At 70.6% G+C, this 26,415-nt stretch carries 29 protein-coding genes; 18 read left to right on the top strand and 11 right to left on the bottom strand.

Annotated features, from left to right (window positions below; translation table 11 throughout):
* Window positions 1-52 precede the first annotated feature (52 nt).
* The 6 genes from rpmJ to E4V99_RS03745 all read left to right on the top strand — a co-directional run bounded on the left by rpmJ (window position 53) and on the right by E4V99_RS03745 (window position 3,905).
* Window positions 53-169: a 50S ribosomal protein L36 gene (rpmJ, locus tag E4V99_RS03770; RefSeq protein WP_005050492.1), complete on the top strand. Its 117-nt coding sequence runs from the start codon at window positions 53-55 to the stop codon at window positions 167-169.
* 125 nt (window positions 170-294) lie between these two features.
* Entirely contained in the window at window positions 295-669 is a 375-nt protein-coding gene (rpsM, locus tag E4V99_RS03765; RefSeq protein WP_135116485.1) for a 30S ribosomal protein S13, read from the top strand.
* 40 nt (window positions 670-709) lie between these two features.
* Complete coding sequence (gene rpsK, locus E4V99_RS03760; protein ID WP_023954078.1) at window positions 710-1,108, top strand: 30S ribosomal protein S11; 399 nt, start codon at window positions 710-712, stop codon at window positions 1,106-1,108.
* Window positions 1,109-1,231: 123 nt separating this feature from the next.
* The gene (locus tag E4V99_RS03755) at window positions 1,232-2,221 is read left to right on the top strand and encodes a DNA-directed RNA polymerase subunit alpha (RefSeq protein WP_135063361.1); all 990 of its coding nucleotides are present in this window, start codon (window positions 1,232-1,234) and stop codon (window positions 2,219-2,221) included.
* Window positions 2,222-2,264: 43 nt separating this feature from the next.
* Window positions 2,265-2,816, top strand: a complete 552-nt coding sequence (gene rplQ, locus E4V99_RS03750) for a 50S ribosomal protein L17 (RefSeq protein WP_135063363.1) — start codon at window positions 2,265-2,267, stop codon at window positions 2,814-2,816.
* A gap of 66 nt (window positions 2,817-2,882) precedes the next feature.
* On the top strand, window positions 2,883-3,905 hold the full coding sequence (locus E4V99_RS03745; protein WP_135063365.1) for a GNAT family N-acetyltransferase: 1,023 nt from the start codon (window positions 2,883-2,885) through the stop codon (window positions 3,903-3,905).
* On the opposite strand, the gene E4V99_RS03740 is transcribed toward E4V99_RS03745, so the two are convergent.
* Window positions 3,896-5,776: an acyltransferase family protein gene (locus tag E4V99_RS03740; protein ID WP_245233113.1), complete on the bottom strand. Its 1,881-nt coding sequence runs from the start codon at window positions 5,774-5,776 to the stop codon at window positions 3,896-3,898. The two genes, E4V99_RS03745 and E4V99_RS03740, sit on opposite strands and share 10 nt — an antisense overlap.
* Window positions 5,777-5,821: 45 nt before the next feature.
* Here E4V99_RS03740 and truA point away from each other — a divergent pair, with 45 nt between their 5' ends.
* A complete protein-coding gene (gene truA / locus E4V99_RS03735) occupies window positions 5,822-6,658 on the top strand; it encodes a tRNA pseudouridine(38-40) synthase TruA (RefSeq protein WP_135063369.1) in 837 nt (278 codons plus the stop codon).
* Window positions 6,659-6,734: 76 nt separating this feature from the next.
* The gene (locus tag E4V99_RS03730; protein WP_135063371.1) at window positions 6,735-7,427 is read left to right on the top strand and encodes an endonuclease/exonuclease/phosphatase family protein; all 693 of its coding nucleotides are present in this window, start codon (window positions 6,735-6,737) and stop codon (window positions 7,425-7,427) included.
* A gap of 21 nt (window positions 7,428-7,448) precedes the next feature.
* On the opposite strand, the gene E4V99_RS03725 is transcribed toward E4V99_RS03730, so the two are convergent.
* Window positions 7,449-7,982: a cell wall protein gene (locus tag E4V99_RS03725; protein ID WP_135063373.1), complete on the bottom strand. Its 534-nt coding sequence runs from the start codon at window positions 7,980-7,982 to the stop codon at window positions 7,449-7,451.
* Window positions 7,983-8,025: 43 nt separating this feature from the next.
* Window positions 8,026-9,819 carry a DUF4012 domain-containing protein gene (locus E4V99_RS03720; RefSeq protein WP_240742794.1) on the bottom strand — a complete coding sequence of 598 codons (1,794 nt, stop codon included), beginning with the start codon at window positions 9,817-9,819 and terminating at the stop codon, window positions 8,026-8,028.
* Window positions 9,820-9,915: 96 nt separating this feature from the next.
* Between E4V99_RS03720 and E4V99_RS03715 the strand changes: the two genes are divergently transcribed.
* Window positions 9,916-10,557: a hypothetical protein gene (locus tag E4V99_RS03715; protein ID WP_245233112.1), complete on the top strand. Its 642-nt coding sequence runs from the start codon at window positions 9,916-9,918 to the stop codon at window positions 10,555-10,557.
* Window positions 10,558-10,559: 2 nt separating this feature from the next.
* On the opposite strand, the gene E4V99_RS03710 is transcribed toward E4V99_RS03715, so the two are convergent.
* Window positions 10,560-11,690: a diguanylate cyclase gene (locus E4V99_RS03710; RefSeq protein WP_135063375.1), complete on the bottom strand. Its 1,131-nt coding sequence runs from the start codon at window positions 11,688-11,690 to the stop codon at window positions 10,560-10,562.
* On the bottom strand, window positions 11,687-13,354 hold the full coding sequence (locus E4V99_RS03705; RefSeq protein WP_135063377.1) for a PAS domain-containing sensor histidine kinase: 1,668 nt from the start codon (window positions 13,352-13,354) through the stop codon (window positions 11,687-11,689). Before E4V99_RS03705 ends, E4V99_RS03710 begins: the two co-directional genes overlap by 4 nt.
* 189 nt (window positions 13,355-13,543) lie before the next feature.
* On the opposite strand from E4V99_RS03705, the gene E4V99_RS03700 reads away from it, so the two are divergent.
* Together E4V99_RS03700 and E4V99_RS03695 are read left to right on the top strand one after the other, a co-directional pair.
* Complete coding sequence (locus E4V99_RS03700; protein WP_240742796.1) at window positions 13,544-14,272, top strand: fructose 1,6-bisphosphatase; 729 nt, start codon at window positions 13,544-13,546, stop codon at window positions 14,270-14,272.
* Window positions 14,273-14,452: 180 nt separating this feature from the next.
* The gene (locus tag E4V99_RS03695) at window positions 14,453-15,844 is read left to right on the top strand and encodes a glycosyltransferase family 2 protein (protein WP_135070768.1); all 1,392 of its coding nucleotides are present in this window, start codon (window positions 14,453-14,455) and stop codon (window positions 15,842-15,844) included.
* Window positions 15,845-15,928: 84 nt separating this feature from the next.
* Here E4V99_RS03695 and E4V99_RS03690 read toward each other — a convergent pair whose 3' ends face one another.
* Both E4V99_RS03690 and E4V99_RS03685 read right to left on the bottom strand, forming a co-directional pair.
* Window positions 15,929-16,876, bottom strand: coding sequence for a response regulator transcription factor (locus E4V99_RS03690; RefSeq protein WP_135063379.1), 948 nt, complete (start codon window positions 16,874-16,876; stop codon window positions 15,929-15,931).
* Between the two features lie 82 nt (window positions 16,877-16,958).
* Window positions 16,959-17,987: a glycoside hydrolase family 6 protein gene (locus E4V99_RS03685; protein ID WP_240742797.1), complete on the bottom strand. Its 1,029-nt coding sequence runs from the start codon at window positions 17,985-17,987 to the stop codon at window positions 16,959-16,961.
* 212 nt (window positions 17,988-18,199) lie between these two features.
* Between E4V99_RS03685 and E4V99_RS03680 the strand changes: the two genes are divergently transcribed.
* Complete coding sequence (locus tag E4V99_RS03680) at window positions 18,200-18,523, top strand: ATP-dependent DNA ligase (RefSeq protein WP_135063381.1); 324 nt, start codon at window positions 18,200-18,202, stop codon at window positions 18,521-18,523.
* Here the strand turns inward: E4V99_RS03680 and E4V99_RS03675 are convergent.
* Window positions 18,520-18,975 (bottom strand): MarR family transcriptional regulator, encoded by a 456-nt coding sequence (locus tag E4V99_RS03675; protein ID WP_167747711.1) that lies wholly within the window; start codon window positions 18,973-18,975, stop codon window positions 18,520-18,522. The genes E4V99_RS03680 and E4V99_RS03675 overlap by 4 nt on opposite strands.
* Before the next feature lie 214 nt (window positions 18,976-19,189).
* Here E4V99_RS03675 and E4V99_RS03670 point away from each other — a divergent pair, with 214 nt between their 5' ends.
* From E4V99_RS03670 to E4V99_RS03660, 3 genes are all read left to right on the top strand, one after another.
* Window positions 19,190-19,552 carry a hypothetical protein gene (locus tag E4V99_RS03670; protein WP_135063385.1) on the top strand — a complete coding sequence of 121 codons (363 nt, stop codon included), beginning with the start codon at window positions 19,190-19,192 and terminating at the stop codon, window positions 19,550-19,552.
* Window positions 19,553-19,954: 402 nt separating this feature from the next.
* Window positions 19,955-20,623, top strand: a complete 669-nt coding sequence (locus tag E4V99_RS03665) for an SGNH/GDSL hydrolase family protein (RefSeq protein WP_167758070.1) — start codon at window positions 19,955-19,957, stop codon at window positions 20,621-20,623.
* Between the two features lie 17 nt (window positions 20,624-20,640).
* Window positions 20,641-21,018: a hypothetical protein gene (locus E4V99_RS03660; RefSeq protein WP_135116483.1), complete on the top strand. Its 378-nt coding sequence runs from the start codon at window positions 20,641-20,643 to the stop codon at window positions 21,016-21,018.
* On the opposite strand, the gene E4V99_RS03655 is transcribed toward E4V99_RS03660, so the two are convergent.
* Both E4V99_RS03655 and E4V99_RS03650 read right to left on the bottom strand, forming a co-directional pair.
* Complete coding sequence (locus E4V99_RS03655) at window positions 21,015-21,818, bottom strand: endo alpha-1,4 polygalactosaminidase (protein ID WP_135116482.1); 804 nt, start codon at window positions 21,816-21,818, stop codon at window positions 21,015-21,017. The genes E4V99_RS03660 and E4V99_RS03655 overlap by 4 nt on opposite strands.
* Window positions 21,819-21,825: 7 nt before the next feature.
* Window positions 21,826-22,809, bottom strand: coding sequence for a TerC family protein (locus tag E4V99_RS03650; protein WP_135116481.1), 984 nt, complete (start codon window positions 22,807-22,809; stop codon window positions 21,826-21,828).
* A 160-nt stretch (window positions 22,810-22,969) separates the two neighbouring features.
* Between E4V99_RS03650 and E4V99_RS03645 the strand changes: the two genes are divergently transcribed.
* Window positions 22,970-24,169 carry an FAD-dependent oxidoreductase gene (locus tag E4V99_RS03645; RefSeq protein WP_135116480.1) on the top strand — a complete coding sequence of 400 codons (1,200 nt, stop codon included), beginning with the start codon at window positions 22,970-22,972 and terminating at the stop codon, window positions 24,167-24,169.
* A gap of 18 nt (window positions 24,170-24,187) precedes the next feature.
* Window positions 24,188-24,334, top strand: coding sequence for a hypothetical protein (locus E4V99_RS18405; RefSeq protein ID WP_167747714.1), 147 nt, complete (start codon window positions 24,188-24,190; stop codon window positions 24,332-24,334).
* Between the two features lie 17 nt (window positions 24,335-24,351).
* Here the strand turns inward: E4V99_RS18405 and E4V99_RS03640 are convergent, their stop codons facing one another.
* Window positions 24,352-25,335, bottom strand: a complete 984-nt coding sequence (locus E4V99_RS03640; protein WP_135116479.1) for an LLM class F420-dependent oxidoreductase — start codon at window positions 25,333-25,335, stop codon at window positions 24,352-24,354.
* Window positions 25,336-25,406: 71 nt separating this feature from the next.
* Between E4V99_RS03640 and corA the strand changes: the two genes are divergently transcribed.
* A complete protein-coding gene (corA, locus tag E4V99_RS03635; RefSeq protein WP_135116478.1) occupies window positions 25,407-26,405 on the top strand; it encodes a magnesium/cobalt transporter CorA in 999 nt (332 codons plus the stop codon).
* Window positions 26,406-26,415 lie beyond the last annotated feature (10 nt).

The raw sequence follows: 26,415 nt of genomic DNA, 5'->3' as shown, positions 1-26,415 counted from the left end.
CCGCGCTTCGACGAAAGCGGAGCGCGGTACGAAGACAGCGAACAGGAACATCATGAAGGTCAACCCCTCCGTCAAGCCCATCTGCGATCACTGCAAGGTCATCCGCCGTCACGGCCGGGTGATGGTGATCTGCAAGAGCAACCCGCGCCACAAGCAGCGCCAGGGCTGACACCCACCGACTCACAACTCAATACACACAACGGCAGGATCAGAACCCGCAAGGGGGACACCTCGGGGCGGAGGCCCGGGCACCGATCCTGCTCCACACCTCCACAACACTCCTAGGAGAGTCGCATGGCACGTCTCGCCGGCGTCGACATCCCGCGCGATAAGCGCGTGGTCATCGCCCTGACCTACATCTACGGCGTTGGCCGTACCCGCTCGACCGAGATCCTCGCAGCCACCGGCATCAGCCCGGATGTGCGCGTCAAGGACCTGTCCGACGACCAGCTGGTCGCTCTGCGCGACCACATCGAAGGCACCTACAAGGTGGAGGGTGACCTTCGCCGCGAGGTGGCCGCCGACATCCGCCGCAAGGTCGAGATCGGTTCCTACGAGGGAATCCGCCACCGCCGCGGCCTTCCCGTGCGCGGACAGCGCACCAAGACCAACGCGCGTACCCGCAAGGGCCCCAAGCGCACGGTCGCCGGCAAGAAGAAGGCGCGCTAGGCCTCCGCCGGCGCCCCAGGATTTAGGGAGAACGCACACCATGGCACAGGCCAAGAGCGCCGCGCGCAAGCCGCGTCGCAAGGAGAAGAAGAACATCGCGCTGGGTCACGCCCACATCAAGTCGACGTTCAACAACACCATCGTCTCGATCACCGACCCCTCCGGCGCGGTCATCAGCTGGGCATCGTCGGGCGGCGTGGGCTTCAAGGGCTCGCGCAAGTCGACCCCGTACGCCGCCGGCATGGCGGCCGAGTCCGCCGCCCGTCAGGCGCAGGAGCACGGCGTCAAGAAGGTCGACGTCTTCGTCAAGGGCCCGGGTTCGGGCCGCGAGACCGCGATCCGCTCGCTGACGGCCGCCGGCCTCGAGGTCGGCTCGATCCAGGACGTCACCCCCCAGGCGCACAACGGCTGCCGTCCCCCCAAGCGCCGCCGCGTCTGACCCCTCGTCGCATGGATGCTGCGGCCCCGCTGAACGCGGCGGCCGCAGCATCCCTGAGTACAACTCAACACCTCACCCACCGCACGTGTCATATAGCGGGCACGTGATCGAAAGGAACCCATAGTGCTCATCGCACAGCGTCCCACTCTGACCGAGGAGAAGATCGGGGAGTTCCGCAGCCGCTTCGTCATCGAGCCGCTCGAGCCCGGCTTCGGTTACACGATCGGCAACGCGCTGCGTCGCAGCCTCCTGTCGTCGATCCCCGGCGCCGCCGTCACCAGCATCCGCATCGACGGCGTGCTGCACGAGTTCAGCACCATCCCGGGCGTGAAGGAGGATGTCACCGAGATCATCCTCAACATCAAGCAGCTCGTCGTCTCCAGCGAGCGCGACGAGCCCATCACCGCGTACCTGCGCAAGACCGGCGCCGGTGAGGTCACCGCCGCCGACATCTCCGCGCCGGCCGGTGTCGAGGTGCACAACCCCGAGCTGGTCATCGCGACCCTCAACGACACCGCCAAGTTCGAGCTCGAGCTGACGATCGAGCGTGGCCGCGGCTACGTCTCGGCGACGCAGAACCGCAACGAGTACGCCGAGGCGGGCCAGATCCCGATCGACTCGATCTACTCGCCCGTGCTGAAGGTCAGCTACCGCGTGGACGCCACGCGTGCCGGTGAGCGCACCGACTTCGACAAGCTCGTGCTGGACGTCGAGAGCAAGCCCTCGATGGCCCCGCGTGACGCCGTCGCGTCGGCCGGTCGCACCCTGACCGAGCTGTTCGGTCTGGCGCGCGAGCTCAACGTCGAGGCCGAGGGCATCGAGATCGGCCCGCCGCCGGTCGAGACGGTCCTCTCCAACGAGCTCGCGATGCCGATCGAGGACCTCGATCTGTCCGTCCGCTCGTACAACTGCCTCAAGCGCGAGGGCATCAACACCGTGTCGGAGCTCGTCGCCCTGTCGGAGACGCAGCTGATGAACATCCGCAACTTCGGTCAGAAGTCCGTCGACGAGGTGCGTGACAAGCTCACCTCGCTCGGTCTGTCGCTGAAGGACTCGGTGCCCGGATTCGACGGCGCCCAGTTCTACGGCGGCTACGACGACGAGACCGTCTGACCTGCGGCCCCCCGACACGAGACCTTCCAGGAGTAACTGAGACATGCCCAAGCCCACGAAGGGTCCCCGCCTCGGCGGCGGCCCCGCCCACGAGCGTCTGCTGCTTGCCAACCTCGCCGCGGCACTGTTCACCCACCGCTCGATCAAGACGACCGAGACCAAGGCCAAGCGCCTGCGTCCCCTCGCCGAGCGCCTCATCACCTTCGCCAAGCGCGGCGACCTGCACGCGCGCCGCCGGGTCCTGAGCGTCATCGGCGACAAGGAGGTCGTGCACGTCCTCTTCACCGAGATCGCGCCGCTGGTCGCCGACCGCCCGGGTGGCTACACCCGCATCACCAAGGTGGGCAACCGCAAGGGTGACAACGCTCCGATGGCCGTCATCGAGCTCGTCCTCGAGCCGGTGACCCCCAAGGTGAAGTCGACCAAGACGTCGTCCGCGCCCGCCGCTGCCGCTCCGGCCGCCGCCGCTGAGCCGGCCGCCGAGGAGCCCACCGCGGAGGAGCCGGCCGCCGACGAGGCAGCCGCCGACGCGGGAGCCGAGTCGCCCGCTGAGGGCGAGGCTGCTGAGGCCGCCGCCGAGGATGCCGCGAAGTAACCGCTCGTCTGCACTCGATCGAGACCCCCGTCCCTGTGGACGGGGGTCTCGTCGTAGGGTGGGTCGGTGATCGATACACCCCTGTCCGCGCGCGTGCCCGCGCCCGCGCAGCTCGCCGCCCCGCAGCATCCGCAGGTGCCGGCGTGGCGCGGGGCGACCTCTGACGACATCGACGCGGTGCACGCCCTCTTCGCCGCCGCGGGCCGCGTGGATCACCCCACCTACACGGTGCCGCGCGAGGAGATCGCCGACCACTTCGCACTCCCGCACATCGATCCCGCCCGCGACACCATCCTGGGCTTCGGTGGTGACGGTGAGCTGCTGGCGGCCTCCAGCGCGATCCTGCATCCCTCCCGCGACACCGCCGCCAAGGTGATCCTGGAGGGGGCGGTGCATCCGGCGCACCGCCGCCGCGGCATCGGCACGGCGGCCCTCGCGTGGACGTACGACCGCGCGCTGCAGCACCTCGCCTCCATCGACGTGCCCATCCCCGGGGAGGTGGCGATGTACGCCGAGGAGCGCACGACGGATGCGGCGGCCATCGCCGAGCGGATCGGCCTGTCCACGGAGCGGTGGTTCACAACGATGGTCCGCGACCTGGCCGAGCCCGTCCTCGAGCGCGCGGCGCCGGAGGGGACGCGCCTGGTCCCCTACGCGCCGGAGCGGGCGATGGACGTGCTCGCCGCCCGCAACGACGCCTTCCGCGACCACTGGGGGAGCCTGCCCTCGGTGGAGGCGCCGTGGCGCGCGTTCGTGGACGGCCCGTATCTGCGCCCCGACCTGTCGACGCTGCTCCTGGAGGGCGACCGCGTCGTCGCGCTGTGCCTCGCGTCGGTCAACGAGGAGGATTGGGAGGCCCTGGGGGCGCCGAACACGTACATCGACCTCATCGGCGTGGTCCGGGACCGCCGCGCCCGCGGGTACGCCCCGACCGTGATCTCCCGCACCCTCGCCGCCGCGCGCGATGCGGGGCTGCGCAAGGCCGTGCTGGATGTCGACACCGCGAGCCCCACCGGCGCGCACGGCCTGTACGAGCGGCTGGGCTTCGCCGCCACCGACCGCTCACGCGTGCTGACGCGTCACTTCTGAGCAGAGGCGGCGCGGCGCGCCTCGGCCGCATCCACCGCCCCCGCGACCGTCTCGGCGAACACCCGCCCGCCGGCATCGCCGGGGTGGATGCCGTCGCCGGCGAGCAGGTCGGGATGCGGCGCGACGGCGCCCGACCAGTCGGCCAGCCCGACGCCGGTGACCCGGGCGAACGTCGTGAGCTCCTCGTTGACGCCGGGCACCCAGTCGCGCGGAGCGTGTGCGGTCACGAGGATGAGGATCCGCTCGGGCCCCAGGATCTCGCGCAGGCGGTGGAGCGTGGATCGCTCGATCGGCCCGTTCGTCCCCAGCGCGACGACGACGTAGCGGCGCAGCTGGCCGGTGGACTCCAGCTGCTCGAGGATCCCCGGCGCGGCGTACATCGACCGCGACACCGACGCGTCCACGTGGATGCCCGGGAACCGCTCCATGAGGGCGGGAGCCGAGGCGAGCATCACGGAGTCGCCGACCGCCGTGATCTCCGCGCCCTGCACGGGCGTGGGGGAAGGGGCCGGTGCCGGGGGCTGCTCCGGCTCGGGTGTCGCGGCAGGCGCGGCCTCCTGGGCGCGGAGCGCGTCGATGCCGGCCTGCACGGCGCTCTGCGCGGTCGTGGCGGCCGGCGCACCGGCGATCGCGGCGGTGGTCCCGCCCAGCACGAGCACCGCGCACGTCACGGCGGCCAGGGCGCCCAGGCGCCGCACCGGCCCGCCGGTGAGGGATGTCCCGAGCCGGCGCACCGCGCCGCGGAACCCGAGCCGGCGCACGGGCGTCTCCACGAGGCGGTACGACGCCTCGGAGAGAGCAGCGGTGAGGATCAGCGCCGCGAAGCCCGCCTCCACCGGCACGCCCGCCCCCGGCGCGGCCCCGGAGGCGAGGAGGACCACGAGGGGCCAGTGCCACAGGTACAGCCCGTAGGAGCGGTCGCCGATCCAGCGAAGGGGCGCCGCGTCGATGCCGCGTCCGAACTTCGAGCCCGGCCACACCCCGGCGGCGATCGCGACGGCGGTCAGCACGGATGCTGCTCCCAGCGCGCCGGGGAAGGTGGCCGCCGAGTCGGTGGCCGGCACAGTGGCCACCCATACGATGCCCGCGAGGGCGCCGCTGCCGGCCGCGGCGGCTCCGACCCGCCACGGCTGCCGCTGCATCCACGCGGGTGGATCGTGCAGGACGCGCTGCATCGCGAAGGCGAGGGCGACGCCGATGAGGATCCCGAACGCGTGCGAGTCGGTGCCGAAGTAGGCTCGCGTGACGGCGCCGTCCACGGTGACGAGGTGCGCCATCCACCACGCGGACGCGGCGGCGGCCACCAGCGCGAGCCCCACCCTGGCCGAGCGCCACGGCAGCAGCAGCACGAGCGGCAGCAGCAGCGGCCACACGACGTAGAACTGCTCCTCCACCGCGAGCGACCACAGGTTGCGCAGCAGCTCGGGAGCGGAGGACGCGAAGTAGCTCGAGCCCTCGGCGAGGGAGATCCAGTTGTAGCCGAAAGTCGCCGCCCCCAGCACCTGCGCGCCGACGCGGGCGAGCACGTCGCCCCCGACCAGCCACGCGGCGCTCGCGCACACCGTCACGACCAGCGCCAGCGCCGGCAGGAGCCTGCGGGCGCGCCGCGTCCAGAACGCGCCCAGGGCGATCCGCCCCGTGCGCTCCCGCTCGCCCAGCAGCAGCGTCGTGATGAGGAAGCCACTGATCACGAAGAACACGTCGACGCCCACGAAACCACCCGCGAAGACCCATCCGGGGAACAGGTGGTAGACGATCACGAGGGCGACCGCGACGGCGCGGAGCCCGTCGAGCCCGGCGAAACGCGCGGGGCGGGGCGGAGCAGGAGGGGTCATAGAGGCGTGCGGGTCACAGTCGCGGCCGGGGGACATGCCAGTCTAGACGAGGCGCCCGAGGCGTCCGATTAGGCTGAACGGGTGCGCATCCGTCTCGACATCGCCTATGACGGCATGCACTTCCGGGGCTGGGCGGCCCAGCCGGGGCTGCGCACCGTGCAGGGCACACTCGAAGACGCGCTGGCCCGCATCCTCGGCACCGCGCCCCGCCTCGTGGTCGCCGGTCGCACGGATGCCGGAGTGCACGCGACGGGACAGGTGGCCCACATCGATCTCGACGAGCAGCAGCGCCTGCGCCTGCCGCGCGGGCGGCGGGACGGCGATCCGGTGGCCGCGCTGGCCGGTCGCCTCCGCGGCGTCCTGGGCGCATATCCCGATGTCACGGTGCGCCGCTCGACGCCTGCCCCCGAGGGGTTCGACGCGCGCTTCTCGGCGGTGTGGCGGCGGTACCGCTACCGCCTGGCCGACGGCGCGAGCGACTACGACCCGCTCGAACGTCACCGCACGACCACGGTGCGCAGCGTCCTGGACGAGGCGGCGATGGATGCTGCGGCCCGCTCGCTCATCGGCCTGCACGACTTCGCCGCCTACTGCAAGCCGCGCGAAAAGGCGACGACGATCCGCACGCTGCTGGATTTCCGGTGGGAGCGCGATGCCGCGGGCGTGCTCGTGGCGGAGGTGAAGGCCGACGCGTTCTGCCACAGCATGGTGCGCGCCCTCGTGGGCGCGTGCGCCGCCGTGGGCGAGGGGCGCCTCGCCGTGGGCGAGGTGGCCGCCATCCGGGATGCGGGGGAGCGCACGGCGCAGACGAAGGTCCTGGCCGCCCGCGGGCTCACCCTCGTCGAGGTGGGGTACCCCGCCGCCGAGCTGCTGGCCGCGCGGGCGGAGCAGACCCGCAACCGCCGCGACGCGGAGTGAGCGTCCTCCGGGAACGCTGAAGGATCGGTGTCAACCGCACCCGGGACGGCGCCGCGTATGCGAGGGTGGAGTCGTCATGAGGGTCATCTCGTACAACCTGCGCAAACACCGAGCCGCCGGAGAACTGGTCGATCTGGTCGAGGGGCACAGTGCCGACGTCCTGTGCCTGCAGGAATGCGACACCACCGACATGCCCGAGGAGATCGGCGGGCTGCGCCTGGCGGATTCGACGCAGCGCAACCGTCTGGGACTCGCCGTCTACTACCGGGCCAACACCTTCCGCCCCGTGGAGGTGCGCGCCCTGGCGCTGAAGAAGTCGCTGCACGACTACGTGCTCAAGCCCGCAGAGGAGCGCCTCCTCGGCGTGCGCCTGCACGACATCGACCACGGCCGTGACATCGTCGTCGCCTCCTTCCACGCGGCCCCGCTGACGGCGCTGAATTCGCTTCGCCGCCACCAGATCCGCACCGCCCTGGCCGAGCTGGAGAACCTCGGGGAGGGCCTTCCCGCCCTCATGGTCGGGGACTACAACTACCCCGTCTTCAAGGAGTACCTGGGGCAGAAGGTGCGTGCCCAGGGGTACGAGCTGACCCTGAGCGATGCCCGCACCTACACGCGCTACCGCTTCTTCCGAGGGCACTACGACTTCGCCACGTCGTACCTGTTCGACATCGAGCACATCCGTACGCTGCCGCAGGGTTCCAGCGACCACCTGCCGATCCTCGTGACGGCGGAAGTGTCGGCCGGCCGGGCGGCTGCTGTCGCCTGACCGCCGGCGCGGGCGCGTGGATTACGCCGCGTCGCGGCGGCGCCGCACGACGGCGGTGGCCACGGCCACGGCTCCGCCGGCCAGCGCCAGCGCCCCGCCGCCGATCCAGATGCCCAGGTACGGGCCGAAGTCCGCGCCGGTGGCGGAGAGGCCGTTGACGGTCACCGTGACGGTGTCACCCGGTGAGGAGGCCGTGAAGACGGCGATCGTGTAGGCGCCGCGCGCGTCGGCGGGGAAGGTGATCCGCACCGGATCCAGGCCGCCCTGCGCGTTGGTGACGGCATCCCGGTACGTCGCGGTCGACACCGCGGCGCGGACCATTCCGAACGTCGCTCCGGCGCCGTTCTCGCCCGTCACCGTGATGGTGGCCGGCTCGTTCGCCGCGAAGGTCCCGTCGGCCACCGAGAGCGTCGCGCTGCCACCGGGTTCCACCACGGCGCTGGAGACGCTCGCGGCGTCCTCGGCCGGGTAGGCCAGCGCGGCGGCGGGGACGGCGAACACGGCGCCGGCTGCCAGAGCCGCGACGGCGACGAGACGGGGGAAGAACTTCTTCATCGGGCCGCTTCCGGGGGAGGGGGTGGTGCCGCGAGTGCGTGCCTCATTGTCCCGTAGGCGTGCACCCCGGAGCAAGTTCGGCGGATTCCACGTCGCGCATGGTGGGCGTCACGACGGCTTCGAGCACCGGCGTGGCGGGCGTCCGCACGCGCAGGGTGACCGTCGCCTCCTCGCCCGGCAGCAGATTCGTCGCCCACGTGAGCACCCGCCGGCCCTCGTGCATCCCGCCGCCGAACCCGGTGGAAGGCTGCGACGCGGTGCCCCCCGGCTGGGCGGCGACGATCTCGGCCCCCTCCGGCAGGTAGAGGTAGGCGACGGTCTCGGTCGTGCCGGCGGGCGTGCCGAGGGCGCCGCCGCCGGTGATGTACTCGGGCAGGGTGGCCGCGTCGGCGGGGGCGTCGCTGCGCAGCCGCACCGACAGCAGGGCGTCGGGGGAGCCTTCCGTGTCGGTGCACCAGCCGACGGATGCGGCGACGTTCATGTAGTAGTCCATCTTCGAGCCGGTGCCGTCGTTGAGGTACACGCCGAATCGCGTGGCCTCCGCATCCGTCTCGGGCAGCCGGCCCTGCAGGCTCGTGCCGTCGAGGATCGCCTGGTCGGCCTCGTCGGCGTTCCACAGGTAGAGGCGCTGCTCGCTGCCGGCGCGCGCGAGGGCGTCGACGAGCTTGACCGGATCGGCCGTGCCGGAGGTGAGCGTGCCGAAGACCGCGGCCGTGGCGGCGGCGAAGAACGCGTCCTGGTCGGCGGGCACCTCGTAGCGCTGGTAGACCTCGTTCAGCAGCAGTGGCACGGCGCTCTCAGCCGAAAGCACGTCGCCGGTGGGGAGGGTCACCGGTCCGGTGGCCTCCAGCAGGTACGACAGCGTCACCGGATCGACCGCGACGACGCCGCTGAGCAGGCCGCCGAACTCGCGCTGCCACATCTCGCGGGCGAGAGGGGCGCCGACGGTGAAGTCGGGGATCTGCGTGACGTTCTGCACGTACTGCGCGGGGCGCAGGGCGTAGATCTCCTCGAGCTCGGGAGACAGGGGCAGCACAGGCTCGGCGTACCGCCGGAAGTCGCGCGTGGACCCCTGTGCGCTGAGCGAGATGCGGCCGTCCTCGGTGCGGACGACGGCCATCGCCCCGGCGATGCCGCCGAGCGAGCGCCACTCGGCGTTGTTCTGGAAGAGCACGAGGTAATCGCGGGGGCCCTCCGCGCCCAGCATGGCCGGCATGAGCGCGGTCGCGCGCCCCAGCGCGTCGGCACCGGTCGCGACGTCGGCGAAGAGGGTCTGCACCTCGGCGACCGGTTCCCGCAGCGGCGCGAGCAGGTTCTCGGGCTGGATCCGCGCGACCTCCTCGGATGCGGCCGCCAGGCGTTCGGCGCTCGCGACGGCCGGCTCGTGCAGGTCGGCGAGGGCGGCGATGTCGAAGCGGCCCTCCTGCGGGCGCAGCGAGTCGACGGAGAAGGACGTGGCGACCTCGGCCAGCGGCGCGATGGCGGTGGTGGCGACCTCGTCGGCGGTGCGGGTGAGGGTGGCGACGGCATCCAGCTGCGGCCCGATCCAGGGGAGCCCCGCCGCGAGCGCCCACACGGGGTCGCCCGTGAGCGCCCTGGCCGCGGAGGTGTGCTCGGAGATCCGGTCGATGACCTCCGCCGCCTGCGCCGGATCGGACAGCGCCTGCTGGGCATCGGCGGCCGCCGCGCGCGCGTCGGCGACGTGGCCGTAGGCCATCGCGCCGCGCACGCCGATCCACAGACCGCCGAGGAGGAGGACGGCGACGAAGGCGGCCAGAAGCCCCGCGACGACGCGACCCGCGACCCGGCGTGAGGTGCTCACGGGGTATTCGGTCACTCGATCACCCTAGGCGAGCCGCCGCGCGCTGGTCGACGCGCGCAGGAGGGCGCGGCGGCTCCCCCTAGACTGACGGCGTACGACGAAGGGTGCCCCATGGTCCGATCAACCCGTCGCCGCGCAGCGGTGGGCGCCGCGTTCGTTCTCACCGGCGTTCTGTCGCTGACGGCATGCGGCCCGGCCCCGTGGGCGGGCGGGGCGGGCGGAACCTCCGCGCCGCCGAGCCCGACGCGCACGGCCGCGGTCGGACCGCAGCCCGTGCCGAACGACCTCTCCAGCGGATCGACGGAGCGCGCGCTGCAGGCCGGCGCCGTCGCGGCGGCCGTGAACTACTGGTCCACGCTGTCGATGGACCAGTGGACCCCGACCGCGCTGAAACCCGTCAGCCTGTCGCTCACGACGACGGTCACCCCCGACGACGGCCAGCAGGTGGGCCTGCAGCGCGTGTCGATGATCGCGGTGCCGGCGAACCCGACCGAGACCTTCGCGCCGCTGGAGGCGCAGCTGGACCAGTCGAACCAGACGGCGGGGTACCCCGTGCTCGCGCCGTACAGCTACTCGCAGACGTTCAACATCGGCGAGGTGCCCGCCGCCGCCACCCACGTGACGCTGCAGTTCACGTACGAGTTCCTCGTGCAGACCACGCCCACCTCGGCCGAGTACGCCAAGCAGACCACGACCGACGCGGTGCGCGTGGCCATCGCCGGCGGAGGGGTCGCACCGGCCTCGGAGGACTGAGGCTACGCGCCCACGCGCTGCCAGCGGTCGCCGCCGCCCTCGGATGCCTCCTCCGAGGCCTGCTGGGCATGGACGAGCAGCGTCTGGAAGTCGTATCCCACGACGTCCGCCGACGCCCACCCCACGCTCGCCGACAGCTGCACCGCCATCGGCTGCGCAGCATCCAGCTCGGTGATCGCCCGCAGCATCCGGCTCACGTGATCGCGCAGGACCGGCCCGGGGCGCGACACCAGCACCGCGACGCGTTCGCGTCCCTCCCGGCCCATGTCCGCCTCCGCCGGGAACGACGCACGAACGGTGTGCTCGAACCGCTCGATGATCTGCCCGAACAGGGCTTCTCCCGCGGCGGCGCGGATGTCGTCGGGATCGTCCAGTCGCACGACGAGCATGGCCCACGACGTCTCGCCGGCCTCGCGGGCGCGCGCCAGACGGTCGGCCGCGGTGACGGTGAACTGGGGCCAGGAGGCGGCGGTCTGCACGCCCACCGGTGACACGGTGGTGAAGAACAGCAGCGTGACCGTCGCGCACACGAGGTAGATCAGCATCCCGAGGGTGTTGAGCAGGCGCACGAAGGAGAGGTCGTCGACCGAGCCCGTCGGGTGGAACAGGCCGGCGATGAGGATGAAGAAGGCCAGCAGGACGAAGCTCCCGGACACGAGCACGAGGGGGACCACCAGCCGCTCGTGCCGATCGGGAGAGCGGCGGATCTCCAGCAGCGTCAGGCCGGCGAAGATCGACGCGAGGAAGAAGTCCACGCGGAAGATGAGGTTGTAGAACTCGGTGTGCGAGCCCAGCCACAGGCCGAGGGCCGACAGCACCGAGATGGCCGCCGCGATCCAAGGGAGGGCGGGAACGCGGCGGCGGGCCCGGAAGCCCGACCAGATCAGGGCGGGTGCACCCAGCAGCACGCCCAGGCCGATGCGCCGTACCGGTTCGTTTCCGAGCGCCTCGCCGGCCAGGCTCACCCACGTGCTGACCATGGCGAGGACGAAGGCGAGCGACCACAGCAGCGACGCGCGCGAAGGCCGCTGGAGGAAGCCCAGGCCGATGATCATCACCGTGCCCAGGGTGGCGACGGTGGCTTGCGCGATCCCGAGGTTGGCGGTGGCGATCGAATTCAGATCGCCGGTCATTCGCCGCGCCCCGCCGGCAGCGTGATGGTCACGGTCGTGCCGGTGCCCTGTTCGCTCTCCAGGTGCAGCGTGCCGCGGTGCTCCTCGATGATGGTGCGGAGGATCCCCATGCCCAGCCCCGTGCCGGGTGTCGAACTCTCCCGTGCGGTGCGCGCACGGAAGTAGGGATCGAAGATGCGGGGGAGCTCGTCGGCGGCGATGCCGATGCCGGTGTCGGTGACCACGACCACGACGTGACCGACCTCAGCCCGCGCGGAGATGCGCACCGATCCGCCCCCCGGCGTGTACTTGATGGCGTTGCTGAGCACGTTGTCGACGGCCTGACGCAGACGGAACGCGTCTCCGCGCACCTCCAGCGACGGCGGTGCGTCGACGCTCACGCGCACGCGGCGGCCATCGGCGGCGGGGCGGAACGATTCGACCGAGGCATCCAGGATGCGGCGGATGTCGATGGAGGAGGCGTCCGTGTGATCACGCGCCTCCGCGCGGGACCCGGCGAGGATCTCGGAGATGAGGGTCTGCATGCGCTCGGCGGCGCTGTCGATGACCTCCAGCTGCTCGCGCGTCTTGGCCGGCAACTGGTCCGACTCCAGTGCGAGCTCGGCGTGTCCCATGATCGCGGTGAGGGGGTTGCGCAGTTCGTGGGAGACCACCGCGGCGAGGCGTTCGCGGGCGCGCTCGGCCTCGATGAGGGCCGTGACGTCGTGGACGATGAGGAGCGTGCTCTCGGGCTCGTCGCCCGCCGGCGTCAGACGGCGCGTCGAGACCGACAGGGCATGCCATTCGCCGTCCGTGTCGAACAGCCACACCCGCTCGTCCTCGAACAGCTCGCCGCGAGCCGCGCGGGCGAAGGGGCGATCGAGTTCGGGCAGGGGATCGCCGCGCAGCGCGGAGTACTCCACGGAGCGGCCGGGTCGCTTGGGGTCGTCCCGGTCGATCGCGTACAGCGACACGTACGTGTCGTTGAGGGCCAGCACCTCGCCGGCGCGGGAGAGCCGCGCGATGCCGGTGTCCAGGCCGTTGAGCATCTGCGACACGCGCCGCTCCTGCCCGCTCACGCGGGCGAGCGTGCCCTGGAGGCGGCCGGCCTGCCTCCGCAGGAGCTGGCGGAACGCGCGGCTCTGCCGCGCGGCGAGATACGTGGTCAAGCCGATGAAGGTCAGGGCGAGGAGCACCACCATGAGGCGCACGACGTCGTGGGTGCCGGGTCCGGTGAGGGTGCCGTCGAGGATGATGACGCCGGCGACCATCGCGAGGGCGCCCAAGAGGGCGGGCAGGGCGAAGTACGTCGCGATCCACGTGATGGGGAAGACCCAGAAGAAGCCGAACTGCAGGTCGCTCTGCAGGACGAGGAAGCTCACGCCGATGAGGTCGCCGAAGGGCACGAGTGCGATGTACTCCCGCGGCACGCGGCGCCACGGGACGGCCAGGCAGGCGGCGGTGAGGGCGATGATGATCGCCACACCCGTGGAGAAGGTCCACACCCCGAACAGCGCCGGTTCCAGCGCCTGCACGACCAGCACGGTGACCACGACGCTCGCGGCGAGCACGAGCTGGAGCAGCCAGATCGACCGTGTGCGGTTGTCGGCGAGGCCGCCGCCGTCGGGGCCGTCCGGTGCGGTGTCGGCAGGCGACGTGGCCGGGAGGCTGTTCACGGCTGCCATAGCTCTGAGTCTAGTGACCGCGGGTCCAGGGGCCGTGGTGTATTCTCCTAGGCGCCATCCTGTCTCTGCTCCGCCGGCCGCCCGTTTCGGGTCCGCCGACCGGCAGATTCCCCCTGAGGCCTGCACTGCGCAGCGCGGTGGTCACCCGCCCGTACCCGCTGTCGCGCGGTCCGTCCTCAGGAGCATGCAGTGAACACTCGACCGATCCGTCCCTCTCTCCGTGCTGCCGCGATCGCAGTCACTCTCGTCCTGGCCGGGGCAGCGCTCACCGGTTGCACGCAGGTGGTCGACGCCTTCAACACGCTCTCCGGAAACCCGGCGCCCCGGGTCGTCGCGCCGACGACGGTTCCGTCGCCGGAACCCACCTCGTCGGCGATCGCCTTCGACTCGATGTTCACCTACAACGGCTCCGTGTCGTTGACCAGCGAGATCGCCGACGAGCTCGAACTCGTCCTGGACGTGTGGGCGGTGGACTCCCGCCGCACCCAGGAGTGGACGCCTGAGGCGCCCAAGACGTTCGGTTTCGCCGTGAACGTCGTCGACCACCGCGTCGACGAGAAGGCCGTGCTGGCCGAGAAGCGCCGCGTCTACATCTCCAGCATCTCCATCTCCTCCAGCACCGCGCAGACCTCCGGCCAGGTGCAGTCGCCGTTCCGCTTCAGCGCGGACCCGCGCACGCTCGTCCCGCAGGACACCATCCGCTCCGACCGCGGGCTGCTGCTGAACACGTTCCAGGGCGGGCTGCACGTGCCGGAGACGACGATCCACCAGCTGCCCCAGGACACCTACGGCATCACGCTGGAGTTCGCGATGAACGTGTGGGTGGAAGGCGCCGCCGACACCGACACGTCCTTCGCGCAGCAGTCGGTCTACCAGTACCTGCCGATCGCCATCCACCCCGGCGGAGCCGCGGGCTGAGCCTGCTCGGTCGGAATCCAGGCGGTCTTGAGGGAATCTTGCGGTTGCCCTGTCGCCGCGTGCGGGGTACCTCGCGGCACGTGCGCCAATCTGGGGACCGTGAACGCACCGCGTACGAACCTCGCACCCGTCGCATACGCCCCGTCGTATGCGGCCGAGCCGGTGCGTCCCGGCACGGAGATGGACCTCGCCGACGACTTCTCCTCTGTCCTGGAGAACAGCACCGGTCACCGTTCGACCATCGGATGCATCATCCCCGCGTACAACGAGGAGGACTCGATCGCCGCGGTGATCGAGGGTCTGCTGAGCCAGACGCGCGTGCCCGACGTGATCCACGTCGTGGTCAACAACACCTCGGACAACACCGTCAAGATCGCCTCCGAGTACAGCGGCCCCCACGAGATCGTCACCGACCTGGGCGAGCAGTTCACCGAGGTCTTCGTGCACGACATCGGAAAGAACCCCGACAAGAAGGTCGGCGCGCTCAACTACGGCTACTCGCTCGTGGAGGGCTACGACTACCTCCTGGGCGTGGACGGCGACACCATCGCCGACACCAAGGCCGTCGAGTACCTGGAGACCGAAGCGGTCTCCGACTCCCGCATCGGCGGCATCTCCGCCATCTACTCCATCGATGACCGGCCCATGAAGGGCCTCATCGCGAAGTTCCTCACCGCCGGTCAGCGCACGCAGTTCGCCGCCTTCAATCTGCAGAACCTCCTGCGCGGGCGCAACATGGCCGTGCTCGGAGGGCAGTTCTCCATCTTCGCCACCAACGCCCTGCGCGACGCGATGAAGCAGAACCACCAGAGCACGCCGTGGGTGCGCGACTCCGAGGTGGAGGACTCCCTGCTGTCGCTGCAGATCAAGAGCGCCGGCTACCTCACCAAGATCAGCCCCTACGCCCGCGCGGACGTGGGCGGGATGACGACCCTGTCGGCGTACGACGCACAGCAGGTGAAGTGGACCTACGGCGCCATCGAGCTCATGTGGCCGGGCCAGCGCGGCGACACGAAGGGCCAGCCGTTCCACCCCAACCTGCGGCTGCGCTGGTTCGAGAACTTCGGCATGCTGACGAACCTCTTCGTGCGCGTGGCGTTCTTCACGCTGCTGGCCGGCTCGCTCTCGATCGACGCGTTCATCTTCTCCCCGTTGTGGCTCGTGCCCCCCGTGATCGCCATCCTCCTGAACGTGCGCATCGCCCGCACGATGCAGAACTGCAACGGCCGCGACCTCCTGTTCGCCGCGACGTTCATCCCGGCGGAGATCTTCATGTGGATCCGCATCAGCCACTTCGTCCGCTCGTGGACCCGCTTCCTCTCCCGCAAGCAGGTCGACAACTGGGCGATGCAGGCCAAGGCCGAGAAGGGTGGCGGGCTCGGGCACTGGGCGCCCTTTCTCGTGCTGCTGGCCGTCGCCGTCGCGATGGCCGTCATCTGGAACCTCGTGGGCCCGGTCACGCAGTCCTCGATCCTGTGGATCGGGTGGCCCATCGTCGGTGTCGTCACCGTCCTGCAGACCCTGCTCATGTTCGGAAAGCTCATCCGTCGCCACCACGGATACAAGGTCTGACGCGCCCGAACGCGTCGGAAAGACGGATGCTCCGGTCCTGGGGAGGGCCGGAGCATCCGTGCATCGCGCCGTGGCGCGGTGCAGCTACGGGGCGACGAGCTCCGACGTGAGCCGGTAGCCCACGCCGCGCACGGTCTCGATGTACCGCGGGGTCGTCGGGTTGTCGCCGAGCTTGCGCCGCAGGTTCGTCATATGCGCTTCGATCGCGCGCTTGTCGGCCTCGCCGACGAAGTAGCTCGTGACGTAGGACTCCCCGCGCAGCACGAGGGTCAGATCCGCCTTGCTGCGCACGCGTCGCTTGGACTCGAGGAGGGTGGCGAGCAGGTCGAACTCCGTGCGGGTGAGCTCGAGTTCGCGTCCGCCCAGCAGCACGATCCGGCTGTCGGGGTCGAGCTGCAGGTCGCGGTGCACGAGCCAGTTCGCCGGCGCGGGGGCCACCTCGCCGACCGCGCGCGGCGCGAGGTCGGTGCCGGGGGCGGCCTGCGGCTCCGGACCCTGCGTCGCGGGGACGATGACCGGCGCCTCCTGCGTCGCCGCTGCGGCGGGAGCGTACTCCTCCGGCCGCACGACGGGGACGCTCTGCGTGGCCGGGCGCGCTCCCGGGAACGAGGGCCCGACGGGGCCTTGGCGCGGCGCGCTGACCGCTCCGCTGCGCGGTCGGCGCAGCAGCGCTTCGATGCGGGCGCGGAGCTCGCGAGGACGGAACGGCTTCACGACGTACTCGTCGGCGCCGGCGCCCAGACCCAGCACGACGTCGGCCTCGTCCTCGAGCCCGGTGAGCATGATGATGTAGGTGTCGGACTGGGCGCGGATGCGGCGGGCCGCTTCGAACCCGTCGATGCCCGGCATGTTGACATCCAGCGTCGTGATGAGCGGCTGGTAGGCGATGACGGCCCGCACTCCATCGATGCCGTTTCCCACCGAGACGGTGGAGAAGCCGGCCGACTCGAGCACCTCGACCAGGAGGTGCCGGATGTCGGGATCGTCCTCGACGATCACGGCGGTCTTGTGCGCGTCCGCGGAGTCGCTCATCCTTGTTTTCGCCTCACTCGATCCACCGCTGGGTCGTGCGCCATCCTCGCACACTTCGAACGATGCGTTGTGCGCGGCGACCTCATCGCACCTCGCGGGTGAGCTCGACCGCCGCGCGCGGCCACCACGCCCCCGCGGCCGGTCCGCCGTTGCACTCGCCGTCACTTTCACCCGGCGGTTTGATCCACAGATTCGTGTCCACGACGCCGTCGCCGTAGGTGCCGCCGGGCTCGCCGACGAGCCGCCCGGGAGGGTTGCACCACTCCGCTCCGCCGGGTCCGTCGCCGTTGCGGGACGTGTCGATGATCGCGTGAGCGCCTCCCAGCAGCCCCGACAGTTCGTGGGCGTAGGTGAATTCCGCCGAGGTCGTCTGGTAGTTGGACACGTTGGTCGCAAAGCCCCGTACGCGGTCGAGGACGCCCACGCCGCGGATGAGGTCGGCCATCTGCTCGGCGGGAAGCCAGCTGGAGTGGCCTCCGTCGAGGTAGATCCACGTGTCGACGCCGGTCATCGCGTCCACGGCGCCGGCCAGCTGTCGTCCGCGGTCGGCGACGTTGCCGCACTCGGGGGCGAGCGCGAGGCTGTCCGGCTCCAGGACCACGATCTTCTGCACGTCGCGCGCATTGCGCAGTGCCTCGCCGATCCGCTGCGTCCACGCGGCGTAGGCCTGTTCATCCAGCCCGCCGGCGGAGTGGTTGCCGCAGTCGCGACCGGGCAGCCCGTAGACGACCACGGCGAGAGCAGCGTCCTGCTCGCGCGCCTCTGCGGCCAGGTGCGCGATGCGGTCCCACACCTCGTCGGCGGGCTCGAGCTCGGGGGTGAGCCAGTACGCGGTGGGCTGGGCGGCGAGATACTCCGTCGCGGCGATCTCCGCCGCGGTGGTCGGCTCACCCTCGGCGATCGCGTGGGCGGCTTTGGACTCGTCCGGCACCACGATGACCGTGTCGACGGCAGGTGGACGGGCGGAGAGCATCTGGAAGAAGGCCTGCGTGTGAGTGGCGACGAGGACGATGGCGGCGATGAGACCCGCGACGGCGAGGGAGGACCCGCCCACGAGGAGGATCCGCCGGAGACGCCGACGGTTCGCCGGTGGCGAGGTCGGTCTCATCATCACTTGGACTCTAGCCGAGTGGCCGGCCGCGCGCCCGACAGGAAAAGCCCCCGACGGCGGATGAAAGATCCACGCCGGCAGGGGCTTCGCGACCGGTGCCGGGTCGCTTCCACGAGTATACAGAGCGTGTCCCCCGTTCGGGGGACAGGGTCCCCCCTCTGTGGATAAGCCCGCGGGAATGGTTAGGCGCCGCCGTTGGGTACGCTCGGAACGTGGGAAAACTGATTTACACCGGGCTCGGATACTCGTTCGATATCGAGGATCGTGCGCTCGCCCACCTCCGGGTGATCTTCATGAACAAGCTCCGCCGGGGTGAGCCCTTCATGTTCCACCACACCGCCGGCGACGGCAGCGGCACCCGCAGCTCGTGGATCCATCCCTCGATCCCGGTGGTCTTCCACTTCTACGGCAGTCGCGCGCCCGTGCTGAACCGCCGCTGGGTCGACGACCTCATGCGCGAGGCGAACGGTCCGAACGGACTGACGATCATCCCCGAGCCGGACCCCGATTCGCCGGTGATGCCCGAGCGCGCCTAAGCGCACTCCTGGTCGACGGCCTCCCGCACGCGGTCGAGGAACTGCGCGACGTGCTCGGCTTCGGCGGGGGACAATTCGCCGGCGAACTCCCGGATGCGGGCGCTGAGCGGATCGACGTCGGTGAGGTCGATGTCGCGGTCGAAGGGGACGACGTACTTGCTGCGCCGATCCGTCGGGTTCGACGTGAAGGCGACGAGACCGCCGGCGTGAAGGCGGTCGAGCATCCCCGTGACGGATGCGGTGGAGACGCCGAGGTGCTGCGCGATCCCCGTGGGGGTGACCGATTCGCCCTCGTCGGTGCATTCGAGGATGTAGCGCATGGCGGCTCGCGCGTTCTCGCTGGGGCCGCACGCATTCTGGCGGCGGCGGGCCAGTCGCGACTCCGATTGCCGGAGTCGTTCGACGGCCCGTACGGCCTCGGCGATCGCGTCGCCGGTGTCCGTGGTGGTCACCTGCATCCTTCCGTCGGGCGGAGCTGGGAACGGTGAAGCTCCCATTGTAGTTAGGGAGGGTGATTACTCACCAGGTGAGCTTTCTCAACGCCGATAAACATGAGACGTTCCTCATCCAGTTGCCTGATTGCTAGTTTGCCTAGTAACGTGCTGAGTAATAAATCAATCGTCTGACATTGAATCGTCTGACCGGCAGAGGGGACCGCACCGCATCATGGGACAACTGTTCTACGGCAACGCAACCCAGCCCATCGAGATGCCAGACCGGCTGCTCGCCCACGTCAAGGTCGTCACCGCGACCAAGCTCCGCCGCGGCGAGAGCTTCACGCTCTCCTGGCGGCACCCCGAGGACATCCCCGGTGGGCGCTCGACCATCTGGCTGCACCCGTCGATCCCCCTGCGATTCGTCTTCTCCAGCGCCGAGCCCGAGATGCTCAACCCTGCTTTCCTGAAAGACCTGGCCAACGCCGCCAACTCCTCCGGCGGCCTCTCCGTCGACCTCAACATGCCGGTGCCGGTGAACGACGAGGTTTCGACGCCGCCGGCCCGCGTCCCCGTCGGGGCGCGGGCCGCCTGACGCGGCCCCGGTGGGGACGGGACGGGCTTCTTGGGGGAGCCCGAGACGTCGCTGTCAAGCCCATCGATCGGGGGCGATGGTCGAGGGATGGTGGGGTACGCGAAGAAGCAGAAATACGGAGCATCCCATGTACTCCTCGCAAGAGCCGTGGCGGCGGCCCGTGGAGATTCCGCACCGCCCCCCACTGCAGTACAGCACCGCACGCCAGCGGGAGTGGGTCACCGCGACCGACGACGACGAGCCGCCGCCCGCGAATCCCGGGCATTCCCGTGTGATGTGAGCGGTGCGGTGGACGTCGGCCGGTCGGGGCAGTCGGCCGACGGCCACGCATCGCGCCCGTCGCTGCGAAGCGACTCGGCGATCATCCTGCCCCGCCGCCCGCGCAGCCGCGAGAGGCCGCGGGTGAGGATCCTCTCATCTGCGCTGGGCATAGCGGTGGCTCTGGCCCTCCTCGCGCTCGCCCCGGCGTGCGCTCCTGCGGCGGGGACCTCCGCGCCTCCGTCCCCCCGCGCCGCCGCACCGCCGCCCGCCGCGGAAGGCGCCGTGCGCATGGCCGTGGTGGGGGACTCGATCAGCGAGGGCGACAGTGCGGACTTCTCCGGCGGCGACTTCGGCGAGCTGTCGTGGCTGCCGTGGGCGCTGGATGACCGGGTGGTCTTCGCCGGTGGGTGGGCGGTCTCGGGCGCCCTCACCGAGGCGATGGCGGAGAACGTGCGCCCCTACGACGCCGACGTGCTCGTCATCCTCGGCGGGACGAACGACGTGGCCCTGGGCGTCGACCTGCGTGACACCGAGCGTCACCTCGTCCGGATCGCCGAGACCGCCGGCGTGGATCGGGTCGTGCTCGTCGGTGTGCCGCCCATCGACTTCGCCGCCGACGCGGTCGACTCCTACAACGAGGACCTGCGGCAACTCGCCGCCGAGCGCGGGTGGGAGTTCGCCGACGCCGCCGCGGCGCTGCGTACTTCCGACGACACGTATCGCGAAGGCCTGACATGGGATGGCGTCCATCCCACCGTCGACGGCGCACGACTGCTGGGCGAGGCCATCCGGGCCCACGTCCTGGAATGAACCACGGAGGAGACCGCATGCGCGCATTCGCCCGCTGGATGCTGGGGGGCGCGATGCTGTTCGCGGGCCTGAGCCATCTGTTCTGGGCCCGGCGCGACTTCCAGGCACAGGTGCCCGACTGGGCCGCGGAGGTCGTGCCGCTGGACAAGGACGACGTCGTGCTGGCCTCGGGGGTCGTCGAGATGGCATTCGGGGCGGCCCTGATCGCCCTGCCGCGCGAGCGCCGCACGATCGGCGCCGCCCTCGCCGCCTTCTTCCTCGCCGTCTTCCCCGGCAACATCGAGCAGTGGCGCAAGCGCCGGTCGGCGTTCGGGCTCGACACCGACCGGAAGCGCTTCATCCGCCTGTTCTTCCAGCCCGCGCTCGTCGCGTGGGCATGGTGGTCGACGCGCTAGCAGCTTTCGAAGAAGTAGCCCGGGTCGGAGGGAGACACCAGCCCCCGATCGCGCAGCACGACCGACTGGGGCACCGCGGGGTCGGCGCATACCTCATCGAAGCGACGGGGAAGCGCATCGGTGTACTCGATGTCGAGCACGTGCGGCCCGTAGACGGCTTCGTACGCGTCGCACTCCTGGAAGGCCGCGCACTCCTCCGTGATGGCGAAATCGAAGCCGGCATCGTGGGAGAACCGTTCGGCGTGTTCGGCGGCGTTCTTCTGCGCCGCCGCCAGCCCCGCCCGGTGGGCGGCGGCGACCAGCTCAGCGGCCAGTGCGACGTTGTCGTCGACGGTGAGGGCGCCGCCGGAGCGGGCGAACGTGTCGAGATTGTCGAACTCGACCGCGTCGAACCCGGCGTCGGCGCACTCCTGGATCCACGGTGTCACGACGGCCGCGATCTCCGCTCTGCGTTCCGGCGTCGAGACATCCAGCAGGATCTCATCCGGCCACTGCGGGTCGACGACGGGTGCGTCCTCGCGCCGGAGCAGCGCGTCGACCGGCCACTCGTCCGCCTCTCCCGGTTGCGTCTGGAAGCCGTTGACGTAGCAGATCGAGTATCCGCCCTCCAGCGGGGCCGCCGACCGGTCGCGCACGACTACCTCCACGCCGCCGGGCGGCGGGTACGCCCCGCCGAGCTGGTAGTCGAACGCGGCGCCCGCGGGGGGAGGAGCCGGCGCGGGGGAGCCGGGCGCGCTGCATCCGGCGACGAGCAGGGCGACGGCCGGCACGGCCGCCGCCCGCCAGAACGACGCTCTCATCGACCCATCATGGCTGGGCGTCCTCGCGGCGGAGGGTGCGCGTGCGCAGGAGGCTCGCGACCGTCGCCACCAGGATCGTCGCGCCGATGAACAGCAGCGAGAACCAGATGGGGATCTCCGGCGCCCACTCCACGCCCCGGCCGCCGTTGATGAAGGGCAGCTCGTTGACGTGCAGGGCGTGGAGCACGAGCTTGACGCCGATGAAGCCCAGGATGACCGCGAGCCCCTGGGAGAGGTAGATGAGGCGCTCCAGCAGGCCGCCGATGAGGAAGTACAGCTGGCGCAGCCCCATGAGCGCGAACGCGTTGGCGGTGAAGACGATGTAGGCCTGCTCGGTGAGGCCGTAGATGGCGGGGATGGAGTCGACGGCGAAGATGAGGTCGACGAACCCGATCGTGATGATGGTCAGCAGCATCGGGGTGACGAAGCGCCGTCCGTCTCTGACGACCGTCAGCCGGTCGTGGTCGTACTCGTCGGTGACGGGGAGGTGGCGCCGGACGAAGCGCATGATCCGCCCGTCGGCCGGGTTCCCGTCGCCGTGCGCGAACGCCTGCCGGTAGGCCAGGAACAGCAGCAGTGCGCCGAAGACGTAGAAGATCCACGACAGGTTCTCGATGAGCGCCGCGCCGATGGCGATGAAGCCACCGCGGAGGATGAGGGCGATGACGATGCCGATCATCAGCACCTTCTGCTGGTAGATCCGCGGTACCGCGAAGCCGGTCATGACGATGAGGAACACGAAGAGGTTGTCGATCGACAGCGCCTTCTCGGTGAGGTAGCCGGCGTAGTACTCGCCGCCGAAGTCCCACCCCCACACCAGGCCGATGACGAGGCCGAAGAGGAGGGCGAGGCCGATGTAGAACGCCGACCAGCGCGCCGATTCCCCGATGCTCGGCTCATGCGCCTTGCGGACGTGCGCGAAGAACTCGTAGACGAAGAACGCGACCGTGACGGCCAGGGTGATGCCCCAGACCAGGGGGGTGACATGCATGGGGTCTCCAGAGAGGTAGGCGTTGCCGAACGCCAAGGTCTCCTCCATCCCGGTGGAACCGGGCCGGCGGGCCGGGACGCTGCCTCGAGTCCGTATTGACGGGTCCGCCGCTGGTGGGAGTACTCCCCTTGCTGTCCGTAGAGAGTACCTGACGTCTAGCATGGCGCCTATGTCGGATACCCGGGTCGTCGTGATCGGCGGCGGCAACGCCGGACTCTCGGTGGCGGGGCGGCTGAAGCGCTCCGGCATCCGTGAGGTCGTGGTCATCGAACCGCGGGAGATGCACGTGTTCGCGCCGCTGCAGTCGCACATCGCCGGCGGTGCCGCGCTCGCCGAGGACGCGGTGCGGCCGCAAGGGCAGGTGACACCGCGCGGCGTGCAGTGGATCCGGGATGCCGCGGTGGACATCCGGCCCGAGGCGCGCGAGGTCGTCCTGGCCTCAGGGGCGACAGTCGCCTACGACCAGCTCGTGGTGTGCCCCGGCATCCAGATGAACTGGACCGCCGTGCCGGGCCTGGCCGAGGCCATGCGGACGCCGGCCGGCGTGTCGAACTACGACCTCGCGCTCGCCGCGAAGGCCTCGCCGCTGCTGCGGGATCTGCGTGGGGGCACCGTCGTGTTCGTGCAGGCCGCGGACACCACCACGTGCCCCGGCGCCGCGCAGAAGCCGATGTACCTGGCGTGCGCGTGGTGGCGCGCGGTCGGCGTGCTCGACCGCATCCGCGTCGTCCTCGTCACGCCCGAGGCGACCCCGCACGGGATCCCCGCCATCGACGCCGAGCTGCAACGCAAGATCGATGAGTACGGCATCGAGGTGCACTACGGCATGCACCTGCTGTCGGTGAACCCGTCGGCGCGCATGGTCACGATCGGCCGGGGCGATGTCACCGAGACCCTCTCCTACGACGTCCTGCACGCCGCCCCGCCGCAGAGCGCCCCCGACTGGCTCGCCGCCACCGGGCTGGCCGCCCCGGCGTCGGAGGGCGGTTGGCTGCGCGTTCATCCCGAGACGCTGCAGCACCGGGACCACCCCGACGTGTGGGGCCTGGGCGATGCCGCCGACACCGCCTCCTACCGCTCCGGCGGCGCGCTGCGGCGCCAGGCCACCGTGCTCGTGCGCAATCTTCTCGCCGTCTCGCGCGGACAGGAGCCGCGGGCGCGCTTCGACGGCTACTCGGTGTGCCCCTACACGGTCAGCCGGCGCACGGTCGTGTTCGCGGAGTTCGACCGCACCGGACGGCTCGCCCCCAGCGTCCCGTTCTGGCGGACCCTGTTCCGCGAGCGGCGGCTGTCGTGGATCGCGGACCGTCGCGTGCTCCCGTGGGTGTACTGGCACATGATCCTCAAAGGGCGCGCCTGATCTAGTACCTTCTGAGCTATGCCAAGCCGCAGGGGAAAATCTCGCTCCCGGGTTCCCGTCCGTTCGCCGTACCGTCAGCCGGTGTGGCTCATCGTCGGGGTCTCGATCATCGCGCTCGGCACGATCGTGCTCGTGATCGCCGCCTTCCTCACCTTCGGGCGCTGACGGTCAGAGCGCATTGATCACAACGCGCGCAGCTTCTCCAGGAGCGGCTCGGCGACCTCGCTGACGAAGCGGTCCTGCTGCTCGTCGCCGACCTGCACGATCGCGATGTCGGTGAAGCCGGCGTCCACGTACGGTCGCACGCTCTCGGCGAGCTCGTCGAGGTCGGGACCGCTCGCGATCGACTCGGCGACGTCTTCGGGACGCACGAACTGGGATGCGGCGGAGAAGCCCGCCGGCGTCGGCAGATCGGCGTTGACGGCCCAGCCGCCCCCGAACCAGCGGAACTGGTCGTGTGCGCGGGCGATCGCGGTGTCGCGGTCGGGGTCCCAGCTGATCGGGATCTGGCCGATCTTGCGCGACTCACCCGACTCCGACCCGCCCAGCGGCGACACCGAGTTCCACTTCTCGACCAGTTCGGCGTCGGGCTCGACGGCGATCATGTGCTCGGCGAGGTCGGTGAAGCTGTCGATGGACTTGTCGCCGGAGACGGCCACGCCGATGGGCACACCGCCCTCGGGGCAGTCCCAGATGCGCGCGGAGTCGACGCGGAAGTAGTCGCCCTCGTAGGTGATGAGGTCGCCGCTGTGCAGCTCGCGGATGATCTCGAGGGCTTCGACGAGCATGTCCTGGCGCACCGACACGGCGGGCCATCCCTCGCCCACGACGTGCTCGTTGAGGTTCTCGCCCGAGCCCACGCCGAGGATGAAGCGGCCTTCGGACAGCAGCTGCAGCGTCGCCGCCTTCTGCGCGACGACGGCGGGGTGGTACCGCATCGTGGGGCACGTCACGTAGGTCATCAGCCCGACGTCGGTGGTCGCGTAGGCGACGGCGCCCAGGACGCTCCACGCGTAGGGCGCGTGACCCTGCGACATCAGCCACGGTGAGTAGTGGTCGCTGGAGACGAGGAAGTCGAATCCGGCCGCCTCGGCCTTGACGGCGTAGTCGACCAGCTCCCGCGGTCCGCTCTGCTCGGTCATAAGCGTGTATCCGAAACGTGTCATGGCTGCACGATACGGATCCGCCGTCGGCAGCAATGGGGGCTTGACGGGCGGCCGTGGTCCAGACTGATCGGATGCCTCTCATCGACAACGGCGTGTACGTCGCCGGCCGCCGCATCCAGAATCCGGCGAGCCTGGAGCAGACCTTCGAGTACATGCGCGAGAACCACGGCATGGCCTGGATCGGGCTCGCGCGGCCCAGCCGTGAGGAGCTCGAGCAGGTCGCGGCGGAGTTCTCGCTGCATCCCCTCGCCGTCGAAGACGCCCTGTCGGGGCATCAGCGCGCGAAGCTGGAGCGCTACGGCGACATCCTCTTCGCCGTGCTCCGCCCCGCCCACTACGACGATGCGACCGAGTCGGTGCAGTTCGGCGAGCTGCACGTCTTCGTGGGCCCGGATTTCGTCGTGACGGTGCGCCATGCCGACGTGCCCGACCTCGCGCGCGTGCGCAAGCGCATGGAGGCCCAGCCCGATCTGCTCGCCACCGGCCCGGAGGCCGTGCTGTACGCGATCATGGACGAGGTCGTCGACGAGTACGCGCCCGTCACCGCGGGGCTCCAGAACGATGTCGACGAGATCGAGGACCAGCTGTTCTCCGAGAGCGGTGCGGGGCTGTCACGCCGCATCTACGACCTCTCACGCGAGGTCATCCTCTTCCAGCGCGCCACCGAGCCGCTGCGCGGGATGCTGGATTCCCTCCTGCGCGGAGCGGACAAGTACGGCGTCGACATCGAACTGCAGCGGTCGCTGCGCGACGTGCTGGATCACGCCCTCCGCATCACCGACAAGCTCGCCTCCCTCCGCGCGATCCTGGAGAACGCCCTGACGGTCAACGCGACGCTGGAGACGCAGCGGCAGACCGAGACCGCGCTCGCCCAGAACGAGCAGGTCAAGCGCATCTCGGCGTGGGCGGCGATCCTGTTCGGCCCGACGCTGGTGGGCACGATCTACGGCATGAACTTCACCTACATGCCCGAACTCGACTGGGTGTGGGGCTACCCCGCCGCCCTCGCGCTGATGGCGGGGACGTCGGTCGCGCTGTGGGCGGTCTTCCGCCGCAAGCAGTGGCTCTGACCTGACCCTA

This window comes from Microbacterium sp. dk485 (genome assembly GCF_004570445.1).
GTDB lineage: Bacteria > Actinomycetota > Actinomycetes > Actinomycetales > Microbacteriaceae > Microbacterium > Microbacterium wangchenii.
The sequence above is the reverse complement of the archived record's forward strand: the minus strand, read 5'-3'. Positions and strand labels throughout refer to the sequence as shown.

Coding starts and splice junctions, on each gene's coding strand:
- E4V99_RS03645 (WP_135116480.1), top strand. CDS start 22,970: ATGGCGCCTATGTCGGATACCCGGGTCGTCGTGATCGGCGGCGGCAAC.
- E4V99_RS03670 (WP_135063385.1), top strand. CDS start 19,190: ATGGGACAACTGTTCTACGGCAACGCAACCCAGCCCATCGAGATGCCA.
- rpsK (WP_023954078.1), top strand. CDS start 710: ATGGCACAGGCCAAGAGCGCCGCGCGCAAGCCGCGTCGCAAGGAGAAG.
- E4V99_RS03715 (WP_245233112.1), top strand. CDS start 9,916: ATGGTCCGATCAACCCGTCGCCGCGCAGCGGTGGGCGCCGCGTTCGTT.
- E4V99_RS03725 (WP_135063373.1), bottom strand. CDS start 7,982: ATGAAGAAGTTCTTCCCCCGTCTCGTCGCCGTCGCGGCTCTGGCAGCC.
- E4V99_RS03660 (WP_135116483.1), top strand. CDS start 20,641: ATGCGCGCATTCGCCCGCTGGATGCTGGGGGGCGCGATGCTGTTCGCG.
- rpsM (WP_135116485.1), top strand. CDS start 295: ATGGCACGTCTCGCCGGCGTCGACATCCCGCGCGATAAGCGCGTGGTC.
- E4V99_RS03695 (WP_135070768.1), top strand. CDS start 14,453: ATGGACCTCGCCGACGACTTCTCCTCTGTCCTGGAGAACAGCACCGGT.
- E4V99_RS03650 (WP_135116481.1), bottom strand. CDS start 22,809: ATGCATGTCACCCCCCTGGTCTGGGGCATCACCCTGGCCGTCACGGTC.
- E4V99_RS03710 (WP_135063375.1), bottom strand. CDS start 11,690: ATGACCGGCGATCTGAATTCGATCGCCACCGCCAACCTCGGGATCGCG.
- E4V99_RS03705 (WP_135063377.1), bottom strand. CDS start 13,354: ATGGCAGCCGTGAACAGCCTCCCGGCCACGTCGCCTGCCGACACCGCA.
- E4V99_RS03640 (WP_135116479.1), bottom strand. CDS start 25,335: ATGACACGTTTCGGATACACGCTTATGACCGAGCAGAGCGGACCGCGG.
- E4V99_RS03655 (WP_135116482.1), bottom strand. CDS start 21,818: ATGAGAGCGTCGTTCTGGCGGGCGGCGGCCGTGCCGGCCGTCGCCCTG.
- rplQ (WP_135063363.1), top strand. CDS start 2,265: ATGCCCAAGCCCACGAAGGGTCCCCGCCTCGGCGGCGGCCCCGCCCAC.
- rpmJ (WP_005050492.1), top strand. CDS start 53: ATGAAGGTCAACCCCTCCGTCAAGCCCATCTGCGATCACTGCAAGGTC.
- E4V99_RS03730 (WP_135063371.1), top strand. CDS start 6,735: ATGAGGGTCATCTCGTACAACCTGCGCAAACACCGAGCCGCCGGAGAA.
- E4V99_RS03690 (WP_135063379.1), bottom strand. CDS start 16,876: ATGAGCGACTCCGCGGACGCGCACAAGACCGCCGTGATCGTCGAGGAC.
- corA (WP_135116478.1), top strand. CDS start 25,407: ATGCCTCTCATCGACAACGGCGTGTACGTCGCCGGCCGCCGCATCCAG.
- E4V99_RS18405 (WP_167747714.1), top strand. CDS start 24,188: ATGCCAAGCCGCAGGGGAAAATCTCGCTCCCGGGTTCCCGTCCGTTCG.
- E4V99_RS03685 (WP_240742797.1), bottom strand. CDS start 17,987: ATGATGAGACCGACCTCGCCACCGGCGAACCGTCGGCGTCTCCGGCGG.
- E4V99_RS03740 (WP_245233113.1), bottom strand. CDS start 5,776: ATGTCCCCCGGCCGCGACTGTGACCCGCACGCCTCTATGACCCCTCCT.